This is a genomic window from Pelorhabdus rhamnosifermentans, assembly GCF_018835585.1.
In the GTDB taxonomy this organism is placed as follows: Bacteria; Bacillota; Negativicutes; order UMGS1260; family UMGS1260; genus Pelorhabdus; species Pelorhabdus rhamnosifermentans.
Genome location: NZ_JAHGVE010000043.1, coordinates 1 through 21252, shown reverse-complemented (window position 1 = coordinate 21252; position 21252 = coordinate 1). Strand labels below are relative to the sequence as shown.

Below are 21252 nucleotides of genomic sequence, written 5' to 3'. Positions count from 1 at the left end.
CGGACAAGGTCTATGTTGTAGCAGGCGAAGAGTATGCCCATTACAATCCAGATGCTTATACCATTGCATTTGTTGACCTAATCAATACGTATAAACCCAATGTGATACTATTAGGTGCAACAGTAGATGGACGCGATCTTGGACCGCGTGTATCTTGTCGTGTGAAAGCAGGTCTAACTGCCGATTGTACCAATTTGGATATTGATGAAGAAACGCGTTTAGTTGCTTGGACGCGACCGGCTTTTGGCGGTAATATTATGGCAACGATTCTTTGTCCTGATTATCGTCCCCAAATGGGAACCGTTCGTCCGAAGGTATTTAAACGTCCGGAGCAAGACTTTAGCCGGAAAGGCGAGATTATTAAAGTTCCAAGTAAAGTAAAACCGGAAGACATTCGTACGAAACTTATTGATGTCATTAATCTTTGCACAGCCTCTGTCAACATTGAAGAAGCGGAAATTATTATTTCTGGTGGACGCGGCATGTGTAGTATGGATAATTTTAAATTATTAGAAGAACTGGCTGAAGTTGTTGGCGGTGCTGTCGGTGCTTCGCGTGCCGCTGTGGATGCCGGTTGGATGCCTGCTTTGAATCAAGTGGGTCAGACAGGGAAGACGGTGGCACCGAAAATCTATTTTGCTTTCGGTATTTCTGGTGCTATTCAGCATTTAGCGGGGATGAGTACATCGGACATCATTATTGCTGTCAACAAAGATCCCGATGCAAATATCTTCAAATTTGCTAATTATGGTATTGTAGCCGATGCCTTAGAAGCGATCCCCCTATTCATAGAAGCTTTAAAAAAGCATAAAGCGAAACAATAATTAAGAAAGCATGGGATCCAAAACTTATTATGAATCCTGCCAAAGTGATTTCTTTTGATTAATCAATAAATGATATAAGCCGCACTGTCTGTAAAATCGCAGTTGTGTGGGTTTGAAAGTTACAAAGTGAGGTATTATAATCTATACGAATGAGTGTTATATATAGCATTCATTCGTATTATTTTATAAGGAACGAATGACGGGGGTTTATTATGGGCGAGTTACCGAGTATTCAGCAATTAGAGAATTTTATCACGTATGGAAGAATTAGAAATTTTACCATTGCAGCGAAAGAGGCGAATATTACACAGTCTGCCTTCAGCTTCCAGATGCAAAAATTGGAGACTGTGCTGGGGGTTAAATTAATTGCCCGCTCTAATCGTGGCAGCAAGCTGACACCGGAGGGAGAAATGTTTTTTCTTCGGCTAAACAGCATTATGACATCCCTGACGGAGGCTGTTTATGATGTCCGGAATTTCAATGCGAATAATCTTTTGGATTTAAAGATCGGCGTGTTGACTTCTCTTGGTGATGTTCTTATGAATCAGCATGTGGCTTATTTTCGCAGGAATAATTCGAATATCTACATCAGCGTTTACACTATGGAAGAAGAGGATTTATTGCAGGCACTGAAAAATGGCAGTATTGATATCGGATCAACCTTTCTGCCGTCGGATATCAAGGTAAATGGTTATGAAAAGGATTGTTTCTGTATAGATAATGTGGTCTATTATGCGCCTAACGTTAAGAATTTGACGGGCGAGATCAGCATAGCTCGATTGATGGATGTTCCTCTAGTTCGATATCCGCCTAAGTATTTTATGAATGCGATGATCGACCAATATTTTGCACAGATCAACGAGCTCCCTCCGATTGCGGCAAATCTTTCTACACCCTATGCGATGATAAATTATTGTCAACAAAATCAAGTGGGAGCACTGCTCGCGGAAAGGCTATTGACGGCACTGGGGGTCGAAAGCGGTTATTATGTGATTAATCCTTTGCTGAATTTAAAAGCATATTTGCTCTATAAGAAGAAAAATCCCAAGTATAAAATGATGAAAGTCTTTATTGATTATGTAATTAATTTGAATAAAAAAAGTAATCCTGGCAGGGATTGTTTATAGATCAGATAACCGGTATAAATCGTTATTGATTTTATTTATATCGGTTATCTATTTATTTTGTTATACAAAAAGGTAACTTCCTTATATAATTGTCAATGTTATACAAGATGATATCTGCGATGAAACCATGATTGCCGCACTTTCGACAGTATTCGATAAGATATACAGAATACTGTCGAAAGAAAATTTTGTCATGGCGTTAAGATCGATTAGATAAATTTTGTAAGTCAAATGATATAGGGATGATATAAAGTTATGGAGAAAACTAAATTATGGACCAAAGATTTTTTAATTGATACGATTATTAATTTTTTGCTTTATCTCATATATTATTTGTTGATGGTAATTATAACTGTGGTGGCAAAGGATACGCTACAGGCCTCTTTGAGTGAAGCTGGTCTGGCATCAGGTATTTTTATAGTTGGCACACTATTTGCCCGCCTGTTTGTAGGAAAATCTATTGAATTGCTTGGACGTAAAAAGATGCTGTATGCTGGAATTATTTTCTATTTTGTAACAATGCTCTTTTATTTTGATATAAAAAGCTTGCTAATTCTTTACATAATTCGTTTTTTGAATGGGATTGGTTACGGAATTGCTTCGACGGCAACGAGTACGATTGTTGCCAATATCATTCCGAGTACGCGTCGCGGCGAAGGTATCAATTATTATGGATTAAGCACGAGCGTAGCCGCGGCGGTCGGGCCTTTTCTGGGTATGTTTCTTGAACAGTATATGAACTTTACCTTTATTGTCATGTTCTGTGTAGTTTTATTATTGATTTGTTTAGTTTCCTCTTTATTCCTAGATGTTACAGAGATGAAATTAAGCAAGGAAGAATTGGCCAAGTTGAGCAGATTTAGCCTGGATAATTTTTTGGAAGCCAATGTGTTTCCAATTGCATTCATTGGTTTATTTATGGGCTTTTGTTATTCCAGCGTACTTAGTTTTCTTGCAGCCTATGCGCAGGAAATTAATTTAGTTGCAGCGGGGACATTCTTCTTTGTTGCATATGCCGTTGTTATAACGATTTCACGGCCGTTTACCGGGATAATATTTGACAAAAAAGGTGAAAATTTTGTAATGTATCCATGCTATATATGTCTTGCCATTGGGCTGTTTCTTCTCAGTCAGGCCCATTATGGATACGTTCTTCTACTGGCAGGCGTTTTTGTCGGCTTGGGCTATGGTACATTTATGTCGAATGGTCAGGCAATTTGTGTTAAGCTGTCGCCGTACTATCGTATGGGGGTAGCTACATCCACCTATTTTATTGCCCTTGATTTAGGATTGGGTGTAGGCCCGTTCTTATTAGGATTCTTACGCCCGGTTATCGGATTTCAGGGAATCTATATCGTAACGGCCATCGTAGCTTTCCTCTGCGTATTTTTATACTATGCCCTATATGGCAAGAAGGTAGGGCGAATGAATTGCACCACAGCCAATTGTAAAAACTGTTTATCAGGAGATGAAGGATGAATAGGCTTTATAAAGATGCTATTGGCAATACGAATTTTTATGTAGAGACACTTTATGCAAAGCATAGGGTGTCTCTTTATTATCTTGAAAGTAAAATAGGAAGTTGCAGAGACCGTTTGAAACCACTGAAAAATGACTTAGTCAGTCTTCAATTACTAGAGAGGGATTGGAATTTCTTTGGATTGGGCTTAGTATAAGTAGAGAGGGGAATAGATATATGTCTTAGTAATATATCGTTTGGAGGATCATATCGAATGGATATTCAATTGTTTAAAACGTTTCTGCTAGTAGCTAGTAGTCAAATCATACAATTCGACTTGTCAAATGAAAAATTAGTCTGGATAGCCAAGCGTGAGTTAGTTGTCGCGAATAACAATTGCCAAGATATAAGTTATTACTCTTTCATTAATTTTTAACCAGGTTGTGTTTATCGAGATAAGTTTGAAGAAGTAGTAAAAGAAAAGGATGTTCATTCCATTGTCGAATATAGTGATGCTGAGGCTATTAAACGAGCTGTGCTGGATGGAGTGGGGGTAAGTATTTTGCCCTACGTATTAGTAGAACCGTATTTAGCGAATGGTACACTCGTTGAGTTTACGAGTGCTCCGCAGCTAACATTCGTTATGTCTATCGCTCTTCATAAGAGTAAGGTGTTAACACCCGCTATGCAGGCGATGTCGTCAACTTAAAAAAAGAAATAAAAGCTTTCTTTTTCTGGATTAATTTATTTTACCCTTCAAGCTACACACAAATCACTTTCTATTAATTATGCACAACTCCGAGCCGCTTTTTCACCAACGATTAATCTGCCATTAGTATCAAAACAGGCTCTTTCCAAAGCAAGACAAGGAATTTTATATAATGCATTTCTTACATTATTGCGAATTCTACATGAGAAGTTGTATTTGACTTTTTCTATTTAATATTAGGAAGGTTAAGGCTATTTCTTTTTCATGAGATAGCCTTGTTTGTGTTGGAATTCTTTTTTCTTTTATCTAAAAATACCTCTTTTAATAAGGGGTATTTTTAGACAAACATCCTTAAGCTGATGACATTGCCCGTTATACGCGGGTGGTCCTGACTTATTTATTTTATAAATAATTATGTGAATAGGATGAATAATGAAAAGCAACAAAATAATAAGAATAAAAGGAATAATGAGATTTTTTATGAAAATGTTTCGTAATTAACCTATAAGGTCATTTATTGAGCTAAATGTTGTTTTACAAAGGCGGAATGTAGTCATATACTATTATTGTAGTAAAAATTACTTACATATAAACAAAGAAGAAAATATTACTACAAATTATTACGGAATATTAAAAATGAAAGTCAAGCCTATCAGCTAATAAAAATTTAACCTGTTATGGGGAAAAGTTAAATGGGGAAAAGTTAAATGGGGTGGCGACTAACCAAAAAGTTCAAAATATTTAGACTCCTATCTTAAACGGTCATAGTTACGTGTTAAATTTAGTGAAATTTATGATAAAAAGGCTATTTGAAAATTGCAAAGAAGAGGGGAAAATAATCGTGAATTCGAAGTCGTATCGGCTAAAACTGATCTTAATGTTATTTTCGGTAATGTTTATTATGGGAATTGACCGAAGCAGTCTTGGAGTTGCCGCTCCTGTAATGATGAAAGAGCTTAACATTGATCCAGGTTCAATGGGAATTGCCTTTTCAGCATTCTTCTGGACGTATACATTGCTTAATTTGCCAGCAGGTAACCTTGCCGATAAATTAGGATCGAAGTTGGTATTGAACGTTGCAGCTGTTATTTGGTCCTTGGCCTCTGCGGCAACAGGAGTTATGCATAATGTGGTTGGTATGATGGCTGCACGTATGGGTGTTGGAATCGGCGAGTCCGCAGTATTTCCGGTTACTACAAAGATTGTTGCCGATAACTTTCGTTCCAGTGAACGGGCAACCGTAATTGGGTGGTATCAAGCAGGTGCTAGATTAGGTTATGCGGCAACGCCAATTCTCATGGGATTCTTGATTGCCCAGTATAGTTGGCGAATGGCATTTATCATAACCGGTTTAGGAAGTTTGCTATGGTGTGTTATTTGGCATTACTGGTACAAAGAAAGTTCTCAACAAGTACAAGTAGAATCAAAAATAGTTCAGCCAAGAGTTGCCATCCCGTGGTTACAACTGCTTACTAATCGGTGTACTTTGGGGCTATTTTTAACTAAGTTTTGCGGGGATTATTTATACTATATGTTTTTGACATGGGTGCCTTCTTATTTGGTTATGGAAAGAGGATTTTCTCTCTTTAAGATGGGCATATACGCATCCCTACCGTTTTTAACGGCCTTTATTGTTCAACCAATGGCAGGTTATTTGTCAGACTGGCTGATTAAAAAAGGGTTCAGCGTTACTGTTGCAAGAAAAGGAGTACTGGTAGCTGCCCAACTGTGTGCCTCATCAATAATGGCTGTTGGATTTGTCGATGACCCCATGGTAGCAGTCGCGATTTTGACGCTGAATATTGCCGCAGGGTCGACCATTGGGGGCATGATGTTTACGGTGGCTTCGGAAGTGGCTCCTCCGGGTATGACGGGAACAGTAACTGGCAGCATGAATACGGTTGGTGCAATCGCAGGTATTCTTGCGCCAACTATTACGGGTTTTATCGTTAAGTTTACCGGCACTTTTCAGTTGGCACTAGCTTTTAGCGGTTGTCTGCTATTATTGGCCGTTTGCACAGTGTTGTTTATTATACCAGCTGTCAAACCAATGGAGTTTAAGACAGAATAGATTTAAAATGCTCAGTAGGAAATCTCTATTGAGATGCTAAGCATTGGAGAAAAAAGTAAGGAGGCTTATATGACTATTCGCGGTGATTTATTAATTCATGGCGGCAATGTAATTGATCCGGGCCGGGATTTTTCAGGAAAAGCCGATGTATTGATTCAAGGGAATCGAATTGTTGATGTTCCTCAGGGAGAAACTGTCGAAGCTGAAAAGGTAATTGATGCTACTGGTTACTTAGTGTTACCGGGGCTGATTGATTATCATACGCATGTTTTTTATAGTGGAACTGCAATTGGTGTTCATCCTGACTCAGCCCTTTTACCCCAGGGAGTGACTACTGCAATTGACCAAGGAAGTGCGGGTGTTACTAATTTTGATAGTTTTATAAAGACAGTTGTAAATCATAGCCAGGTTCGAATTTTTGCGCACCTTCACGCATCGCCAGCTGGATTGGCAACTCTAACACGTTGTTTGGAGCCGGTGGATCCTAAAATGTTTGATTTAGAATCTATGCGCAGTCTTTTTGAAAAATATGACAGGCAACTTGTTGGTTTAAAGATTCGACAGAGTAGGGAAATTGTCGGTGAATGGGGGTTAGCTCCACTAGAGGCTACTGTTCAAATGGCGGATAAACTTGGTTCTAAGGTAAGAGTAGTCGTGCATACGACAAATCCTCCTGGAGCGGTAGAAGATTTAGTATCTTTATTGCGATCTGGCGATGTATTTACCCATGTATATCAAGGAAAAGGCAACAATATTCTTACTAATGATGGGAAGAAAGTGTGTAAAGCTATTCAAGATGCAAGAAGTAGAGGGGTATTGTTCGATACTGCTGATGGAAGAGGGCACTATGCATTTTCAGTTGCTAGGGCAGCACTTGCGAATGGATTCGAGCCGGATATTATCAGTACCGACCTTGTCCGGGGAAGCCTATTTGAAAGATCTGTTTTCGGATTGCCGCTCATTATGTCCAAATATTTGAGTCTCGGTATTTCTCTGCAAAATGTGATTAAAGCCTGTACTTCGACACCTGCGAGCTTAATTGGAATGAACGGGAAAATTGGTACTTTGGCTTCAAATGCTTATGCCGATATTGCGGTTTTTCAATTAAAAGAAATGCCTTTGCTACTTCAGGATGTTTTTGGCGAAGTAATTACTTGTAGCCAAGTCTTCGTCCCCCGAATGACTGTAGTTAACGGGAGAGTGGTTTATAGAAGCTTGGAGTTTTAGCATAAAATGTACTTTTATATTTAGGAGGAGATTTATATGAATTTGGGATTTATTGGATTTGGAGAAGTGGGATTTGAAATGTCCAGAGGGTTTAAAGGGGCGGGTATTGAGAAAGTTTTTGCTTATGATGTTATGCAGGGAGATTCTGTCTATGGACCCTTGATTAAAGAGCGGGTACAGACTTCTGGCGCAATACTGGTAACTTCACCCCAAGAAGTATTTGATAAAGTGGATGTCGTTTTTGTGGCTGTACCTGGGGCGAAGGCTCTTGAAACTGCCAAAGGGTTAATTCCTTTTCTGAAAAACTCCACATTATATGTAGATGTATCGGCTTCTTCACCCGATATCAAACGAAATATCTGGAAGACAATTAAAGAGACTGGGGTATATTTTGTTGATGCTGCAATGCTGGGGTCATTGCCAGTCTATAAAAATAAAGTTCCAACCCTAGCCAGTGGAAATGGCAGTGATCTTTTCTTAAAATTAATGCTTTCTTATGGAATGAATCTTGAGAAAGTGAGTAATAACCCAGGGGATGCTACAGCGATAAAATTTGTTCGCAGCATTTTTATGAAAGGTCTGCCTGCTTTACTTGTAGAGGTTCTGGAAGCAGCGTCAATTATGAAAGTGGATCATTTAGTGCTAAAATCACTAGCGGATACAATGAATGCATGTTCTTTTGAACAAACATTAAATCGGTTGGTAACTGGGAGTGCTATTCATGCAGAAAGACGGGCCCATGAGATGAAAGATGTTATTAAAATGCTGGAAGATATAAACGTTCAGCCAACAATGTCAAAAGCAACTTTTGAGCGGCTGACATGGTTAGCATCTAAGAATTTGAAGGATAAATTTGGCGGGAAAACACCTAAAGAATGGCAGGTAGTTGTTAAAGCCTGGGAAGAAGCAGCTAAATAAGGAAAGGTGATTTTTATGAGAGAAGTGATTAATGATTTATTACCGGAAATTAATTGGATTACTGACTTAAAATTACGCGAGGCAGTAATTGATTGTCATGTAAGCGCCTTGAATGCAGGCGGCTGGGAACCGAGTGATATGGATAAACTTCCCTTCGTGTTAGCATCATTCCCAAATTGTCCTACGTCTTATCTTCGACATATTCGGGCTGTAACCCGAATGTGCCGCATGATACTAGAAGAATACAATTTAATATATCAGGGGCAGGGCGATTTTGTACTTGATCATGATAAGTTAATTGCTGGTGCTTTACTGCATGATATTGGCAAATTCCTAGAATGGACAAAAGATTCTGATGGGAATTTCCGAAAGTCGCAATCAGGTAAATATTTGCGGCATCCTCTATCTGGAATCGTAATTGCTATGAAAAATGACATTCCTGTTGATATTGCTCATATTATTGCTTATCATGCCCACGAGGGGGAAGGAGCAAAACGTAGTCCGGAAGCTGTAATCGTTAGTAAAGTCGACGAGATGAATTTTGATAGTATTAGGTCACACCTAGGCTATTTATAAAATGTTGAGTAACTTAGAACTTAGTTTAGCTGCAGTATCATGATGAGGGAGAGTGTCACCATGGCTACAAATGTGGAAAAAAGTTCGAACATTGACATCTGGCGAAAACGTCTAGGCATTCCTTTAACATTCATTATTTTCACTGTAATTTTAGTTATAGCGACTCCAACTGGATTGACGGTTGCGGGACAAAACGCATTGGCTATGCTTGCCGGGCTTGTTGTACTGTATTTGACTGAGCCTGTCGAATTAACTGTAGTTAGCTTGATGGTTATACCTACGGCTGTTTTTTTAGGCTTAGGTAATGTTAAAAGTGTACTGGAGAGTTTTGCTACTTCGCCGATCTTTTTATTAGTGGGCGCCATCATGATGGCTGCTGCGATGGAAAAACTCGTTTGGCAGAAAGGTTTACTTATTGGTTGCTTTCAACAATAGGTTGTTCTGCCAGAAATATTACTTTAGGAGTTACTCTTGCTAATATTGCGCTGGCCTTTATGGTTCCTTCCACAACAGCGCGGACAGCTATTTTGCTACCCAGCTGTCTTAGTATCATTAAACTCTATAAACAAGTCAAATTACATCGGCGGAATGGCGTACACTATTTGTTTTTCTTTTTGTAATCGGACTCTGGGCGACAGGATACTACCGTCGCTTGTTTCTTAGGGGTTAGCTTGTTTTTTTTGCCCAAATTCGGTGTTATTACGTGGAAGGACACAAATAGAGATTCTGCTTACCACATTTTGATGTTAAGTGGTGGCGCACTTGCTGCTGGAGATTTTCTCTTAAAAACCGGAGCTGCAAAATGGCTAGCTCTTAAAGTCTTTACCTCATTGGGCCTAGTCGGGGCCTCATCACTGGTAGTTATTGTTGTTGTAATGTTTATTGTTCAGTTCTCCCGCATTGGATTTATGGGAACAACTGGTCTTACCGTGCTGTATATGCCGGTCATTGTTGCACTAGCGGCAGCTGCTGATCTTCCTGCCGCGGCATTGGCTTTGCCGACAGGGATGATTATTGGCGGCTATCCTTTCTTAATGTTTTATAACACTCTGTCTAATATTCTTATTATGGAACAGGAGAATTAACAGTAGGAGATTTTCCGAAGGTTGGTTCTGTACTATGTTTGATAGGAGTCATTGTATACACTATCTGTGCAGCAACTTACTGGCACTGGCTTGGTTTACTGTAGGATCGATATAAAAAGTTAGCTTTTTACGGGGAGGTAAAGAATAAATGGATGTTATTGCTCTCATGGGACCTTATGACCCAGAGGTTAAGACTTTAATTAAAAGAATAGCTCCAAAAGGCTTTGTAATCAAAGAAATACCCAGTACAAGTGAATTGGACAACTTGGGTGATGCAAATTATGTAATATTACGGGTACTCAGCTTAAATGAGCAGTTAATTAATTCTATTCCTAATTTAAAATTAATTCAGAGGTGGGGTGTGGGATATGAAAAGGTAGATATTAAGGCGGCGAGTGCCAGAAATATCCCTGTCGCTATTACGCCAGGAATGAATGCTGTATCTGTATCCGAGATGGCTGTGCTACTCATGCTCGCTGTTTATCGCAAGCTGATTCAATTGCACAACAATGTGGTAGAAGGAAAATGGCAACAAGAAGGCATTACAAGTACTTCTTATACGATAAACGGTAAAACCGTCGGGCTTATTGGATTTGGCAGTATCGGGAAGTTGGTTACTCAAAAAGTAAAAGCATTTGGCGCAGATGTCCAGTACTATGATGTCTTCAGACTTTCGACTGATGAGGAGAAAAAATTGGGTGTCAAATATGTTGACCTGGAGCAATTACTAAAGACATCTGACATTATAAGCTTACATGTACCGTTCAATGATACTACTCGGCATTTGATTTGCAAGGATACTATTGAACTTATGAAGCCTTCCGCAATTATTATCAATACGGCCAGAGGCGCAATTATAAAAGAAGATGATCTTCTTGAGGCGCTTCGAAGTCATAAAATTATGGGTGCTGGACTTGACTGTTTGGAAAAAGAACCTGCTGATAGGAGTAATCCTTTGTTTCAATTAGATAATATTGTGGTCACACCTCATATGGGGGGGAGTACGATTGATATTAGTGTCAGTATGGCGAAGCGTTGCATTGAAAATATCGTGAAGATCAGCCAAGGGCAAGATTTGTCCAAGAGGGACATTGTAAATGCTGAGTATCTTACTAACTAAAAATCGTGAGCTGTCTTTTTCTAACTAAGTAAATAATGTGGAAAAACAGGCTTTCAAGGTGAAATAAATTGAGTTTTTGGGGTATTCATATCACTGCCGTAAATTTGCGGTTCTTAGTATTAGGGCATGTTATTACTAGTACTAGGTGGTTAGAAAGCCTTAAAGATATATATAAATAAGATGGTATAAAAAATGAGGAGGAGATTTTATGTCAAACGTAGGATGCAGAGTTTATTTGAAAATCAATCGTCCAGGTAAAGAATTAGTAGAAGGGTTTAAAGGTTTACCAGTGGCTAATATTGCTGATGAAATGAATCGATTCAGCTGTGTAGATGCACGCATTAAGCCTTTTAATCATACGCCGTTATTGGGTACCGCTTTTACGGTAAAAGGCAGAATTGGTGATAATTTATTATTGCATAAGGCTCTGGAATTGGCGCAACCCGGGGATGTTATTATTGTTGATGCACAAGGTGATACCGTGAATGCCATAACAGGTGCAATTATGATGACAACTGCTCAAAAGCAAGGTCTGGCTGGTGTGGTTATCGATGGAGCAGTACGCGATGCTGGTGAATTGAAGGAATTGGATATGCCTGTATATGCTGCAGGTGTTACACCGAAAGGGCCTTATAAAGACGGTCCTGGAGAAATTAACGTTCCCGTTTCATGTGGTGGAGTTGTTGTCAATCCAGGCGATATTGTAGTTGGGGACGAGGATGGTATAGTCATTATCAATCCTCAAGACGCGGTAGTTATCATGGAAAAGGCTAAAGCTAAGTTGGCAAAGGAACAGGCAATATTTAAGACTATTCAGGAAGGTACTCCACGGGACAAGTCTTGGATAGATAAGAGATTAAATTCTCTCAATTGTGAAATTATTGACGACTATTACAAATAAGAGGACTTTTTGATAAGACAAGTGAAACCCACGAAATAAGGGGGTTCACTCGTTCCAATAAATTAAGACCGCACCTTCAAGGTGCGGTTTGCATTAATGAACTGGAAAATATGGCATAGGAGGTGTTTTATGAAAAATAAAGTGCTAGAAAATTTACTAGATGAGAGCTCAATACAGCAGCAAGTGCCTTTTTCGGCTGGTATGAGGTTTCCTCATCTCAAAGTGCCAGCTAATGCGTGTGATTGTCATCATCATATTTATGATAGGCGTTTTCCAGTTGATCCGAATTCAAAATTGCGACCTCCTGACGCCACGGTCGCTGATTATCGTTTATTGCAGAAACGTCTTGGTACAGTGCGTAACGTGGTTGTACAACCTTCTACTTATGGCGTGGATAACAGTGGCTTAATTGAGGCACTGAATCAGTTTGACTTTGCAACGACACGCGGAGTTGCTGTGGTTAATACTAGCGTAACTGATGCAGAACTGAAAAAAATGGATATTGCTGGAGTGCGTGCTATCCGATTTAATCTTTCACAACCGGGAGGAGCAACGAGCATGGAGATGGTAGAGCCGCTAGCTGAGCGAATTAAAGCTTTTGGGTGGCATATTCAGATCGTTGCTAATGCTGAGCAAATTGTAACTGGTGCAGATATTTGGAATCGTGTTCCTGTTCCAGTAGTGATTGATCACTTGGGACATGTTCTAAGTGTAACCCATCCATCGTTTGGAATTATTGTAAGACTGTTAAAGAGGGGGAAGGGGTGGGTCAAATTATCTGGAGCTTATATTCGCTCCAAGGTTGGTCCGCCTTATTCTGATAGAACGGTGGTGGCCAAAGCATATGTGAAAGAAGCACCGGATCAATTAGTTTGGGGTAGTGATTGGCCACACCCGACAGCTAAAATCGACGACAAACCAGATGATGCTCTCCTACTCGACTTATTGGCTGAGTGGGCGCCAGACGAGGCAATACGTAATCGTATTCTAGTAAATAACCCATCGAGACTGTATGGCTTTTAAGTTTTAAAGAGTATTTTTTGAGTGTGACTACAAGGATGATACTGATTTTCCCTATCCGATTTATTATGAGAGGTGCTGACTATGAATTTTAAAGGGATAAAGATCATTATATTACTCACAGCTGGAATGTTTATTAATGCAATTGATCGTGGTAGTTTGGGAATAGCGGCTCCAATGATTATCAAAGAGTTACATATAGATTCTGGAATAATGGGAATTGCTTTATCCGCTTTTTATTGGAGTTATATTGTCTTGATGTTTCCAATTGGTAGATTTTCGGATAAGTATGGGGCAAAAAAAACACTTGGTTGGTCAGCAGTAATTTGGTCATGTATGTCTGCAGTAACTGGTTTTGTGCATAGTGCGCATTTCCTGATACTCGCTCGCTTGGGTGTTGGTGCTGGTGAAGCGGCAGGAAATGTAGTTAGTGCAAAGATAGTATCAGAAAATTTTCCGTCCAATGAGCGGGCGACGGCAACGGGGTTTTATCTTTCTGGTACGAAACTAGGTATGGCGGCTGTTCCCGTATTAATGGGCGTTTTGATGGCGAATTGGAATTGGCGAGTCGCATTTTTGGTAACCGGGCTGATTAGTTTATTGTGGTGTGTAGCTTGGTATTACGGGTTTAAAGAAGTTTCTCAACCAGTTGAAGTGACTTCAGTTTCAACCAAAGTGGCTATTCCTTGGAAAAAATTACTGGCTAACCGCTGTGTGCTCGGTCTGATGATCGCAAAGTTTTTTTTGGATTATTTATTTATCTTATTCGTTACCTGGGTTCCTGCTTATTTAATTATGGAGAGAGGCTTTTCGGTTCTCAAAATGGGAATCTATGCTTCGTTGCCATGGATTGCAGGATTTATTTCTCAGCCAGCAATGGGCTATTTTTCCGACTGGCTTATTAAGAAGGGAATCGATGTTACTCCTGCCAGAAAATATACGCTGGTAGCGTTTCAATTAATTGCCGCATCCGTTCTTGCAGTTGGATATATTGATGATCCAGTAATTGCTTGTATTCTTTTGACGATTAATGTTGCGGCCGAATCGGCATCGGCTGGCATCATGTGGACAATATTAGCGGAAGTTTCACCGCGCAAACTGGGAGGAACAGTGCCTGCCGCTATAAACACAGTCAGTTCTATTGCGGGCTTGTTTGCACCAACAATTACTGGTTTTATTTATCAATTCACCGGAAGTTTCCAAATAGCGTTATTTGTTGGCGGTTGCGGTGTTTTAATATCGGCGTTAGCTATTTTGTTTATTGTTCCAGATATTAAGCCGATTCAACTACAAGAAGATTAATGCTGAAATGTTACTAAGAGGAATAAGATAATGCGAAAAGTACAGTATAGCTATTTTGGATAAAAGGTTAATTCCTAATAAAAATAATCTGAATTTTTTTATTTGAATTAATTAAAGAAAATTTATCGATAATTTGGAAAATAACTAAGGAGAGTTTACACAAATGGAAAAACAAAGTTATTTAACTATATGGGGAGATACCGTAGATTTAAAGGAACTTTTGATTGGCTTATTTCTCGGCGCAGTCCTAGGCTATAGCAGTTTTTCTGGCAGTTTGTGGTATTTTAAAAGCTTTCATCCAGGTATAGCAAAAGGTTTATTAGCAGGATATGCTCTACTCTTTGGTATTGTAGGGTGCTTAGTTGCTGGGGTGATTGCAGCTAAATTTTTTAAGTCGAAACGCATATTTCTTGAAGATGACAGTTCAATTGATAAGCAATCAGTCTTACTCGACTTGAATCTGAATCTTAAGCAGGAGTCTAAGTATTTAAAGAGTGTACCACCTGATGTTATTGAGGAAATGCGGGAACTTCATGTTTATGAGCTGTTTATTGAGCCAGATGCAAAGGAGAGTAATGTATAATGGATGATGCTTTGATGTATCAAATGTTATGGGGACTTGGCGCTGCGCTTCTGGGTGCCTTCATTTTTGTTCCAATTGGTCTGATTGCCGGTACCAGCGAAACAGCTACTGTTGCTCCAGCTACCTTATTAGTGATTTATCTAGGTTTTCCTCCTGTTGCTATCTTTACCTTTTGTATTGCTGCTTTCGTATCTAAGCACTTAATTCACGCAATACCTACTGCTTTATTAGGTGTTCCAGGTGATACTCTGGCTGTCCCTTTACTTGAACCATGTTCGATCTTACGTCGCTTTGGTCTTCCGCATATTGCATTACAAAAAATGATTTCAGCCGGTGTAATTGCGTCATTCATATCAGTGCCGATCTCGGTTGGATTTGCAATGGTACTAGCACCTTACGGCGATATCATCAAAGCGTGGGCCGGACCTATCTTTACAGTTGTGGCAGTCGGTCTGGCGTATACTTCAACTGGCAGATGGTCTAGTATTTGTATGATTATACCTTTCGCCTTTTTTGCTCAGACTTTAAACAGAGTAGCTATTGATGTAACAGGAAAAGGTGTTGTCATTTGTATATTTTTAGGTATGGCTATGGGTCCTATGTTCGTAGATCTCTTAAGTGCCTTATCACCAGGTTACAGAATGCGAGTGGAGGCAGATTCTCCAAAAACCTTTTGGCTTGCTCCTGATTTAAAAACGTGGTCGGGCTATTTCCCTAATCCTTTAAAAGTATTATCTAGAAAGCAAAAATTATATACGCTGTATTCTGCTCTTTTTTCAGCGGTGACCTTTGCCAGCAGCGCAGTTGGAATTACAGTTTTAACAGGTGAGATTGTCCAGTCAAGAGTAAAAAGTTTTTATGAAAAGATGACAACAAGCGTTGCTATTATGAATGCTGCGACAGAGGGAACTTATCTTTGTGAAATTTTAATTCCTCTTGTGGCGTTTGGTCTTCCCTTAAGTTCGGTAGCTGCGGGAGCAGCATTTCCCTTGTTTAATGCACCGCCAGTATTTACGAGCAAACCGGTTGTTTATAATTTGCATACGTTAATGACGCCTGCTCAATTCCTTTGGTACGGACTGCTCGCTGTTACAATTGCTTCGATCATATCCTATCCGTTAGCCATGAATTATGCCCGGTCGGCAAGTGTTTGGGTAATGCGAAAAGTTAGCCAAGAAGCTCTTTTGACGATATTTTTTGGCTTATTTATTGTTCTCTGTTACTTTGAGACTCAAGGACTTGGAATTGTAATAGCTCTGCTTATGGGATTCTTCAGTGGAATATTGAGTAAATATTTTGGCATTAATACAGGCGTACAATTTATGGCTTACTTTGCTGCGCCCTGGATAACGTTACAGTTATTTGGAATGAAGTAAGACATACCAGAAGTTTTGGAGGGTTTCAGAATGCTGCAAAAAATTATGACCCATATACAGTTCAAAATGATAGGTGTAATTTGTCTAATTTTGATTGTGACCTTGGGGAGTGTTTCTCTTATTACTTACAAAAATACTGAGAAAACTATTTCAAAAAAAGTAGCTGAAAATCAACAGGCCATTGTACAAAATTATTCACAGGAAATTGAATCTGAATTTAATGTATTGTCAAGCTATGCTTACAATATTGCTACATCGGATCACATAACTAATACAGCTGATAAAACGCAAATTTCTCAACTATTGAGTGCTGAATTAAAGCGATTTCCGAGGTTCGATAATCTGTGGTATATTGATGTGAACGGCAATTCAGTTGATTCTTCTGGAAAGCAAGTGGTTAATGCAGATCGGGATTATGTGAAATTGGTAATACAGACCCAGAAGCCATATATTACGAATCCCTATATTTCAAAAGTGACCGGAAAACCAACTGTTTCAATTGTTTATCCGGTTTTTCGTAATGGCAAGATGGAAGGTATGATTAATGCAATTTATCAATCAGATAAAATTTTGGATAAGATTCAACAGGCGAAATTTGGACAGACAGGCTATGCTACTCTAGTAGGTGGCGATGGTGTTGTAGTCGCCGATGGAAAAAATTCTGAAACGGTTGGAACAATAAATTTTCTCAAGCAAGACATTCCCGCAGACTTAAATTTTGTTCGGAAAAATATTGATGAACGGGCTGTGACGGCTACAAAAGAGGCATTAAGTGGAAATATCGCTCAGAGTGCATATATCGGTTATGATAATGATTCCCGCTATGCCGTGTTTTGTCCTGTGCAATTGGGCGAACAGCAACGTTGGGCATTAATTATTACAACAGAAGCTAATGAGATATATGAAGATGCTAATCGTTTGTTGAAATGGACGTTGCTTATATCTTTTATTGGCTTAACTATCGCTGGAATAATTGCATATTTATTTGGAAGAAGATTCGTTGGGCCGATTTTGGCAATTAATCGAGAGATGGCCTTGGTTTCGCAAGGAAACTTAAGAAAACGTGATTTTTCTGTTACTAGCGATGATGAACTGGGGCAAATAGTGAGAAGCTTTTTGGTAATGAAGAATTCTATAATCGCTATAGTCGAAAAGGTACAATACGAATCTCAGCAAGTTGCGGCTTCGTCAGAGGAACTTACTGCTAGTGCTGAACAATCTGCCCAGGCAGCAAATCAAATTGCTTCATCAATTACAGAATTGGCGCAGGGAACCGAAGAACAGCATACTGAGGTAAGCGAGTCTTCTGCGATAATTGGGCAAATGTCAGAGGGTATTCAGAATGTGGTGGTAAATGCCAATGTGTTGTCGCAGCAGTCGAAGCAAGCTGATGAGACAGCAAAAGAAGGTGGTAAATCAGTAGCAAGGGCTGTCAAAAAGATGACGGAAATTGAATATATTGTTAGTAGTTCCGCACAAGTTATTGCCCAATTAGGTAAACGTTCTAAAGAAATAGGGCAAATTGTTGATACGATTTCTACAATTTCTGGTCAGACCAATCTCTTAGCTCTCAATGCTGCTATAGAGGCAGCAAGAGCTGGCGAACAAGGGCGAGGATTCGCAGTTGTTGCCGAGGAAGTTCGCCAATTGGCAGAACAATCTCAGGAGGCGGCAAAGAAAATCGCCCATTTAATTGGTGAAGTTCAGAGTGAGACAGATAAAGCTGTATCTGCTATGGAGGACGGCAAAAGGGAAGTCACGGAAGGTACAGACATTGTAAACGAAGCAGGTAAGGCTTTTCAGGACATTATTAGTCTTGTAACGAACTTGGCGAATCAGATTAGTGGATTTTCAGATACGATTATTCAATTGGGAAGAGGTAGTCAAAAAATTGTAGCGTCTGTTCAGCAAATTGATCATTTAGCGGCAGTGGCAACTGGGGAGGCGCAGACTGTTTCTGCAACGACCGAAGAGCAATCCGCTTCTATGGAGCAAATTGCGTCCGCAAGTCAAGGTCTTTCTCAACTAGCTCAAAATTTATTGGAATCCATTGGTAAATTTCACACAAGGTAGTCGTGAGCTGCTTTTTAAATTGGGCGGAAAAAATAAGAAGCATTAAGATTTATTACTATGTACCCTAGAGGATAGACACAAAAAAAGTGTGTCGCCAATAGGGTATTTTTGTATAATAGAAGCATTAGTTTTAAAGGTGGGAAACAATAAGTAACTACTGCTTTTTCTAAATTTTGTCGTTTTTTCTTTTGAAAAGGCACAATAAAAGGTTTTAGGTCCATTTTTTTGGTATAATACTATTAATAACCTTATAAATGGATGGAGACCGTTAAATGGAAATAACAGTTCTACAATTATTGGCGGATAAAATGGAAAGTCTTACTTCTGCCCAACGGAAAGTAGCCGACTATATTTTAAAAAATCCAACGGAAATAACATTCCTGACCATTGAACAATTGGCGGGACTTGTCGGAGTTAGTGTTGCCACTATTATGCGGCTGGCGTATGCGCTCGGGTATACTGGATATACGCAGTTTCAAAGGGCATTGCAGGAAATGCTGCGTAACCGGGTTGCGGCACCACCGACAAGATTAGAAGCAAATGTAAAAAAGCTGGGGAAAAATAAACTATTAATCGGGTGTGCTGAAATTCAGATAAATAATATTCAAAAGACAGTAGGATTTTTATCGGATGAGGTGATCAGTAAGGCTCTTGATTTTATTTTTGCAGCAAAGAAAATATATATTATCGGAGTTAGAGGAAGTTCTGCAGCAGCGACCTACTTGAATGAAGGACTAAATCGCCTTGGCATTGATTGTGAGTTGTTGATCCCTGACTCCGGACGCTTGCAAGCTATATTAGCTAGACTTTCCTCAGAGGATTTGGTTATTGCTATTGGTTTGCCACGGTATGCAAAAAGAACTGTCGAAGTTGTTCGTGTTGCGAAAAATAAGGGGGCGAGACTTTTATCTATCACAGATGGTTATTCATCGCCATTGGCACTTTTATCTGATTGTTTCCTAGCTTGTTCTTTTGAAAGTTTGTCATTTCATAATTCCGAAATAGGTACTATGTTTGTGGCTGACTTTTTGATTACGGGAGTGGCTATCAGGGATTCACCGAAAACAAAGAGTCAACTGGAAAAACTTGAACAAGTCATACATGAAATGGATCCTAACATTATGAATTAATTTGCTAATTCATCTTGAAGTTTAGTACGAAAAATAGCTACTTAGCTACTTTCTATACGTGGAAGTAGCTATTTTATTTTTATGATAGGTAATGTGGCATAAATACGAAGGTATTTTAAACTTATAATTTGTAATATTATAAAGTTTTGCATATTTTCAGTTTACAAAATTTCAAAAACGGAGTATACTTATTGTAGTAATTTTTTTTACAATACAAAAATTATAGTAAAATTTACAACAAAAAAGTTTTGAAGTGATATTAAACAATGCAAAAAAGAGGTGAAAGTATGAGCTTGAAAATCGAAACAAAACGCTGCAAAGGCTGCGGCATTTGCGTAACCTTTTGCCCCAAAGCAGTACTCAAAGTAAACGAAATTGAAAAAGTAGAAATTCTTGACGAATCCAAATGCATTAGCTGCAAACAGTGTGAACTGCGCTGTCCAGACTACGCCATATTCGTTGAAAAATAAAAGGAGTGAACTTTTCTATGGCAACTGTCCTCATGCAAGGCAATCAGGCCTGCGCTGAAGGAGCCATTGCTGCTGGTGCCCGTTTCTTTGGTGGCTATCCCATTACGCCGTCCACAGAAATCGCCGAGCTCATGGCTAAACGTCTCCCCCAAGTAGGCGGTAAATTTATTCAAATGGAAGATGAAATTTCCGGTATCGGTGTGATTATTGGTGCCTCTCTCGCAGGCAAAAAAGTCTTAACAGCCACAAGCGGCCCCGGCTTTTCCTTAAAACAAGAACTCATTGGCTACGCCGCCATCGCCGAAGTCCCCATCGTCATTGCCAATGTCCAGCGCGTCGGTCCGTCGACAGGTCAGCCAACGTCCCCTTCTCAGGCCGACATCATGCAAGCCCGTTGGGGAACACACGGCGATCATTCCATCATTGCTCTCACGCCGTCCAGTGTACCCGAAACATTTACCTTAACCTTGCGGGCTTATGAACTCTCCGAAAAATACCGCGTTCCCGTTATCATGCTCATGGACGAAATCGTCGGTCATATGCGCGAAAAAATTGAACTGCCTGATAGCTATGACAGCATCCAGCAGCCCATGCGCAAACAACCGACAGAAAAGCCATCCAAAAACTATCAGGCCTATCATGCCGACAGCGATAAAATCTGTCCCATGCCGCCCTTTGGCGCCGGCTACCGCTACCATGTCACCGGACTCATTCATGACGAAAGCGGTTTCCCCAACGGTTCCCCCGCCGCCACCGTTGCCCAGATGGATCGCTTAAACCAAAAACTGTCCGACAATCTCGCTGACATTGTCACTTATGAAGAATATCGTCTCGAAGATGCCGACTATGCTGTTGTCGCCTTCGGCGGTACAGCCCGTACAGCCTATGCAGCCATTGATCAAGCCCGGGATCAAGGTATCAAAATCGGACTCTTCCGTCCCATTACCATTTGGCCCTTTGCCCAAAAGCAAATCGAAGCGCTTGCCACACGCGTCAAAAAGATCCTTGTAGCCGAACTCAACTGCGGCCAGTATGTCGGCGAAGTCCAAAAAGCCGTAGGCGGGAAAATCCCCGTCATTTCCTATACGAAATATAACAATGAAGCCATCACTCCCGCCGAACTACTCAGCGGTCTTGTCAAACTCAGCGGGGAGGAGAAATAATCATGAACATGGAACAACTCGTACAAAAATATTATCGTCAGAATCACTTGCCTCACATGTGGTGTCCCGGCTGCGGCAACGGCATAGTCACAAGTGCCGCAGTCAAAGCCATCGATAA

At 39.9% G+C, this 21252-nt stretch carries 19 protein-coding genes and 3 pseudogenes; all 22 read left to right on the top strand.

The features are described from left to right. Nucleotides 1-824: electron transfer flavoprotein subunit alpha/FixB family protein (locus tag Ga0466249_RS24700; RefSeq protein ID WP_215832160.1), on the top strand; the 824-nt coding region annotated here is incomplete at its 5' end. A 212-nt stretch (nt 825-1036) separates the two neighbouring features. After that, nucleotides 1037-1951: a LysR family transcriptional regulator gene (locus Ga0466249_RS24695; protein ID WP_215832159.1), complete on the top strand. Its 915-nt coding sequence runs from the start codon at nt 1037-1039 to the stop codon at nt 1949-1951. Between the two features lie 255 nt (nt 1952-2206). Then, entirely contained in the window at nt 2207-3430 is a 1224-nt protein-coding gene (locus tag Ga0466249_RS24690) for an MFS transporter (protein ID WP_215832158.1), read from the top strand. Beyond that, nucleotides 3427-3627, top strand: coding sequence for a hypothetical protein (locus tag Ga0466249_RS24685; RefSeq protein ID WP_215832157.1), 201 nt, complete (start codon nt 3427-3429; stop codon nt 3625-3627). The genes Ga0466249_RS24690 and Ga0466249_RS24685 overlap by 4 nt, the downstream gene beginning before the upstream one ends. A gap of 231 nt (nt 3628-3858) precedes the next feature. Beyond that, nucleotides 3859-4119: pseudogene (locus tag Ga0466249_RS24680) on the top strand (LysR substrate-binding domain-containing protein); the annotation flags it as partial. An 841-nt stretch (nt 4120-4960) separates the two neighbouring features. After that, nucleotides 4961-6190, top strand: a complete 1230-nt coding sequence (locus Ga0466249_RS24675; RefSeq protein ID WP_312889833.1) for an MFS transporter — start codon at nt 4961-4963, stop codon at nt 6188-6190. A 69-nt stretch (nt 6191-6259) separates the two neighbouring features. Continuing rightward, on the top strand, nt 6260-7417 hold the full coding sequence (locus tag Ga0466249_RS24670) for a metallo-dependent hydrolase (RefSeq protein WP_215832155.1): 1158 nt from the start codon (nt 6260-6262) through the stop codon (nt 7415-7417). Between the two features lie 36 nt (nt 7418-7453). Beyond that, complete coding sequence (locus tag Ga0466249_RS24665) at nt 7454-8335, top strand: NAD(P)-binding domain-containing protein (RefSeq protein WP_215832154.1); 882 nt, start codon at nt 7454-7456, stop codon at nt 8333-8335. Between the two features lie 15 nt (nt 8336-8350). Continuing rightward, complete coding sequence (locus Ga0466249_RS24660) at nt 8351-8911, top strand: HD domain-containing protein (RefSeq protein WP_215832153.1); 561 nt, start codon at nt 8351-8353, stop codon at nt 8909-8911. A gap of 39 nt (nt 8912-8950) precedes the next feature. Next, nucleotides 8951-9531 (top strand): annotated as a pseudogene (locus Ga0466249_RS27925) (SLC13 family permease). 51 nt (nt 9532-9582) lie between these two features. After that, the gene (locus Ga0466249_RS24645; RefSeq protein ID WP_215832150.1) at nt 9583-9996 is read left to right on the top strand and encodes an anion permease; all 414 of its coding nucleotides are present in this window, start codon (nt 9583-9585) and stop codon (nt 9994-9996) included. Nucleotides 9997-10144: 148 nt separating this feature from the next. Further along, nucleotides 10145-11116: a 2-hydroxyacid dehydrogenase gene (locus Ga0466249_RS24635; protein WP_215832149.1), complete on the top strand. Its 972-nt coding sequence runs from the start codon at nt 10145-10147 to the stop codon at nt 11114-11116. A gap of 208 nt (nt 11117-11324) precedes the next feature. Continuing rightward, nucleotides 11325-12017 carry an RraA family protein gene (locus Ga0466249_RS24630; protein ID WP_215832148.1) on the top strand — a complete coding sequence of 231 codons (693 nt, stop codon included), beginning with the start codon at nt 11325-11327 and terminating at the stop codon, nt 12015-12017. A 129-nt stretch (nt 12018-12146) separates the two neighbouring features. Further along, nucleotides 12147-13040, top strand: a complete 894-nt coding sequence (locus tag Ga0466249_RS24625; protein WP_246589033.1) for an amidohydrolase family protein — start codon at nt 12147-12149, stop codon at nt 13038-13040. A gap of 81 nt (nt 13041-13121) precedes the next feature. Next, nucleotides 13122-14339 carry an MFS transporter gene (locus Ga0466249_RS24620; RefSeq protein ID WP_246589032.1) on the top strand — a complete coding sequence of 406 codons (1218 nt, stop codon included), beginning with the start codon at nt 13122-13124 and terminating at the stop codon, nt 14337-14339. A gap of 163 nt (nt 14340-14502) precedes the next feature. After that, on the top strand, nt 14503-14922 hold the full coding sequence (locus tag Ga0466249_RS24615; RefSeq protein WP_215832146.1) for a hypothetical protein: 420 nt from the start codon (nt 14503-14505) through the stop codon (nt 14920-14922). Beyond that, complete coding sequence (locus Ga0466249_RS24610) at nt 14922-16298, top strand: tripartite tricarboxylate transporter permease (RefSeq protein ID WP_215832145.1); 1377 nt, start codon at nt 14922-14924, stop codon at nt 16296-16298. The genes Ga0466249_RS24615 and Ga0466249_RS24610 overlap by 1 nt, the downstream gene beginning before the upstream one ends. A gap of 30 nt (nt 16299-16328) precedes the next feature. After that, complete coding sequence (locus tag Ga0466249_RS24605) at nt 16329-18371, top strand: methyl-accepting chemotaxis protein (RefSeq protein ID WP_215832144.1); 2043 nt, start codon at nt 16329-16331, stop codon at nt 18369-18371. A gap of 272 nt (nt 18372-18643) precedes the next feature. Continuing rightward, nucleotides 18644-19501 carry a MurR/RpiR family transcriptional regulator gene (locus Ga0466249_RS24600; protein WP_215832143.1) on the top strand — a complete coding sequence of 286 codons (858 nt, stop codon included), beginning with the start codon at nt 18644-18646 and terminating at the stop codon, nt 19499-19501. Nucleotides 19502-19788: 287 nt separating this feature from the next. Then, nucleotides 19789-19971, top strand: coding sequence for a 4Fe-4S binding protein (locus tag Ga0466249_RS24595; protein WP_215830462.1), 183 nt, complete (start codon nt 19789-19791; stop codon nt 19969-19971). Nucleotides 19972-19988: 17 nt separating this feature from the next. Then, the gene (locus tag Ga0466249_RS24590; protein ID WP_215832142.1) at nt 19989-21134 is read left to right on the top strand and encodes a 2-oxoacid:acceptor oxidoreductase subunit alpha; all 1146 of its coding nucleotides are present in this window, start codon (nt 19989-19991) and stop codon (nt 21132-21134) included. A gap of 8 nt (nt 21135-21142) precedes the next feature. Then, a pseudogene (locus Ga0466249_RS26870) lies at nt 21143-21252 on the top strand (2-oxoglutarate ferredoxin oxidoreductase subunit beta); the annotation flags it as partial.

Excerpts from the sequence above, each read along its gene's own strand:
- Ga0466249_RS24695 (WP_215832159.1), top strand. The coding sequence starts at position 1,037 with ATGGGCGAGTTACCGAGTATTCAGCAATTAGAGAATTTTATCACGTAT.
- Ga0466249_RS24690 (WP_215832158.1), top strand. The coding sequence starts at position 2,207 with ATGGAGAAAACTAAATTATGGACCAAAGATTTTTTAATTGATACGATT.
- Ga0466249_RS24685 (WP_215832157.1), top strand. The coding sequence starts at position 3,427 with ATGAATAGGCTTTATAAAGATGCTATTGGCAATACGAATTTTTATGTA.
- Ga0466249_RS24670 (WP_215832155.1), top strand. The coding sequence starts at position 6,260 with ATGACTATTCGCGGTGATTTATTAATTCATGGCGGCAATGTAATTGAT.
- Ga0466249_RS24665 (WP_215832154.1), top strand. The coding sequence starts at position 7,454 with ATGAATTTGGGATTTATTGGATTTGGAGAAGTGGGATTTGAAATGTCC.
- Ga0466249_RS24660 (WP_215832153.1), top strand. The coding sequence starts at position 8,351 with ATGAGAGAAGTGATTAATGATTTATTACCGGAAATTAATTGGATTACT.
- Ga0466249_RS24635 (WP_215832149.1), top strand. The coding sequence starts at position 10,145 with ATGGATGTTATTGCTCTCATGGGACCTTATGACCCAGAGGTTAAGACT.
- Ga0466249_RS24630 (WP_215832148.1), top strand. The coding sequence starts at position 11,325 with ATGTCAAACGTAGGATGCAGAGTTTATTTGAAAATCAATCGTCCAGGT.
- Ga0466249_RS24625 (WP_246589033.1), top strand. The coding sequence starts at position 12,147 with ATGAAAAATAAAGTGCTAGAAAATTTACTAGATGAGAGCTCAATACAG.
- Ga0466249_RS24620 (WP_246589032.1), top strand. The coding sequence starts at position 13,122 with ATGAATTTTAAAGGGATAAAGATCATTATATTACTCACAGCTGGAATG.
- Ga0466249_RS24615 (WP_215832146.1), top strand. The coding sequence starts at position 14,503 with ATGGAAAAACAAAGTTATTTAACTATATGGGGAGATACCGTAGATTTA.
- Ga0466249_RS24610 (WP_215832145.1), top strand. The coding sequence starts at position 14,922 with ATGGATGATGCTTTGATGTATCAAATGTTATGGGGACTTGGCGCTGCG.
- Ga0466249_RS24605 (WP_215832144.1), top strand. The coding sequence starts at position 16,329 with ATGCTGCAAAAAATTATGACCCATATACAGTTCAAAATGATAGGTGTA.
- Ga0466249_RS24600 (WP_215832143.1), top strand. The coding sequence starts at position 18,644 with ATGGAAATAACAGTTCTACAATTATTGGCGGATAAAATGGAAAGTCTT.
- Ga0466249_RS24595 (WP_215830462.1), top strand. The coding sequence starts at position 19,789 with ATGAGCTTGAAAATCGAAACAAAACGCTGCAAAGGCTGCGGCATTTGC.
- Ga0466249_RS24590 (WP_215832142.1), top strand. The coding sequence starts at position 19,989 with ATGGCAACTGTCCTCATGCAAGGCAATCAGGCCTGCGCTGAAGGAGCC.